This is a genomic window from Thalassorhabdomicrobium marinisediminis, assembly GCF_003072065.1.
GTDB lineage: Bacteria > Pseudomonadota > Alphaproteobacteria > Rhodobacterales > Rhodobacteraceae > Octadecabacter > Octadecabacter marinisediminis.
In genome coordinates this window covers 1-2,601 of sequence record NZ_QCYG01000018.1, presented here as the reverse complement: position 1 = coordinate 2,601, position 2,601 = coordinate 1, and the positions used below count along the sequence as shown (strand labels likewise).

Below are 2,601 nucleotides of genomic sequence, written 5' to 3'. Positions count from 1 at the left end.
CGGAATTTCAGCGCGTGTCGTGATGTCGCCGGGGAAAGGGGCGATTTCGTCTCAAATTCGATCCATGCAACAAGGCCGGTGCCCGCCATTCCTTCACACGACACGTTCTCAGCTGTGTTTCGGATGATCGACCCCAAGGCCCTTGATGCAGCCTCCGGGCAGGTTCTGGCTGACGTCGCCGCCCTTCTGTGTGAGGGTGATGTCATCGCAATCGACGGCAAGGCGTTGCGGGGCGCACGCGACAAGGGTGTGCAGCGCGACAATCAAGGTGAGAATCGTATCACCCAGATTGTCGCGCTACAAGGGCGAGAGCGCTCGGACGCGGATGATGGTGGCCATGGCCTTCAAGCTGATGATATCAGCACAGAAGAAATGCCGAAAGCTGGACGGTCCAAATCGCCCGCCCGAGATCATCTAGGGGGTTGAGTTCCGCGATGGAATCCAGCAGATTCAAGCTGCCGCCTGATCAGCGTCACCACCGTATGCGATGTGACAGCTTGGCCCCAATCCGATTGTGCAACAAATTCTGAGGCCCTTGTTCAAGGCAGACTCATTAAAAGTGAAATAGGGAGATAAATGTGGATTATTTAATCACATCAAATACGACGAGTGCTCCATTAGAGTGTATTTTAGACAAAATTAGACCCTTTCGGATAAATAACAAAAATGACTTCCGCACGCTAACAAATAAAAATTTTAATATAATATCTAACTTACAGACGTGGGACCGCGGATCAAGCACTTTTTTCTTCTGTGGAAACATATTGTTGGATAATTTATTTCACACTCAGCACGACAAAATATCTGATAAAGTTATTGACATACTTCAAGGCGATATATCATTGGCTTCTGGTACTTATACTTTTATTGAAGCAGACAGCAAGCAAAATACATTCAAAATAGAATTAGACCAGCTAAATGGTTATCCATGCTTTTACTATTGCGATCAAAATCACTATGCTATTTCTGGCAATATCCATATGCTCGCAAACTATCTCAGCATGATAGGGGTTCCAACAAAACGCATAATCAACTCTTTTTTGGCGGACCTCACACTAGGCTCTGGAATCCGAGGGGGAACACTCTACGAAAATATCAAGTGTATTGGATTTGATGAACTTTTTGTTGGCGGAGAAAAATTAGCAATTTCACGAAAAACAAATTTAGATGTGAAAAATATTGAAAACCTTAACTATAAAGAAGTGATTTATGACTTTGGAGAGTGTCTCGCAAGCAGATTGAATTGTGTAACAGGCATGAGTGGATCAAAGCTGCGTGTTGTAGATTTAACTGGAGGAATGGACAGTCGAATAATCCTGGCCGGATTGTATAAATTAGGCTCCCTTCAAAACTGGTATGCGAATACACTTTTCCCACATCCAAATCCTGATGGCAACTTCGCGAACTTTTTTTGTGAAAAATATGAATTAACCATGTCGCTTCGCGTGTCACCAAATGCTCCAGGAAGCATGGAGCAACGAGTAGCACAAGACATTTTCTTTGCACAAGGTAGTGGCATAAAGAGAGGGCTCGGATTGCACTTCGACGCTACCAGTATGGTACGCATTCACGGAGGCTATGGAGAGCTTGGCGGGAAGAGTCACGACACTAATAGGTTTCTTAAGTACCGTACAGAGCCGACAACAATTTCAAGTATGATACAGTCTTATGTGAAGAGCGTAGAAGCGCTAGGGCACTTAACGATTTTAAGCGATGATGCGAAAGATTGGATGTGGGAGGTGATTAGGAAGGAAATTAATACGATTCTAGGAGAGGGATATACGTTCTCGCAAATTCCTATCCTCACCTATCGGCGGGGAAGGGCGAGGTCACATTTTGGACATATTTCTGCTCTTCGCGGTCAAAACTCTTATCATCCTGATTTTTTAAACGATATTAGGTTGAGCCAAGGCGCACTCCTATTAGGCGCGGAGAACTGTCGCCACGGTAAGGTTAACTTTGATATCATTCGGAATCTGGCAGGCAATGAAATAGTTAAAATGCCATTGGCAAACGAACGTTGGCATAGAGAATTATTCGTTTCAGATTCGGAGTTTGCCGCACTTTCAGTGCCGCCTTTAACGGCAAAAAGTCCCCCTTTATTCGAAACGGCGCCAAATGTTTTAGAGACCCGATTTTATGGATCTTATGATACCGCACGTAACATCGACTCACCTACATCATATTCCCGTTTAGCATCTTATCAATATATGATTAACTTTCTCAAGGAAAATAAAGAATTTATTCATGATGACATTGAGTTATCAAAATGGGTTTCTCCGTCGGTAAGTGGATGGCTTAATGAGCTGTCATTAGACGCAATTCCATGGAAAGTGTTTAATACACTAGAGTTTTTATTTGCTTCGGTTATTCACCGTTCGGAGGCTGAAATAGGTATTTTTGATTAGGTTCAGGATGGGCTTTGTTGCACAAATCTCGACCGGGATTCACGTTGGGAGTGCAGTATGATAGCTGGAGGGCATGAGCAGTTGGGCCCCTACGAAGTACAAGACCAAGAACTGGCCTTCGTACAACACAGCGCTGAAGCAACGCGGATCGCTGTCGATCTGGTTTGATCCCGAGATGGTCTGGACGCCACCG

At 44.6% G+C, this 2,601-nt stretch carries 1 protein-coding gene and 2 pseudogenes; all 3 read left to right on the top strand.

Features of this window, described 5'->3' with window-relative positions; translation table 11 throughout:
- Positions 1 to 277: 277 nt before the first annotated feature.
- A pseudogene (locus DC363_RS17370) lies at positions 278 to 418 on the top strand (IS256 family transposase); the annotation flags it as partial.
- 160 nt (positions 419 to 578) lie between these two features.
- Entirely contained in the window at positions 579 to 2,408 is a 1,830-nt protein-coding gene (locus DC363_RS16765; protein ID WP_146180819.1) for a hypothetical protein, read from the top strand.
- Between the two features lie 73 nt (positions 2,409 to 2,481).
- A pseudogene (locus tag DC363_RS16535) lies at positions 2,482 to 2,601 on the top strand (IS5/IS1182 family transposase); the annotation flags it as partial.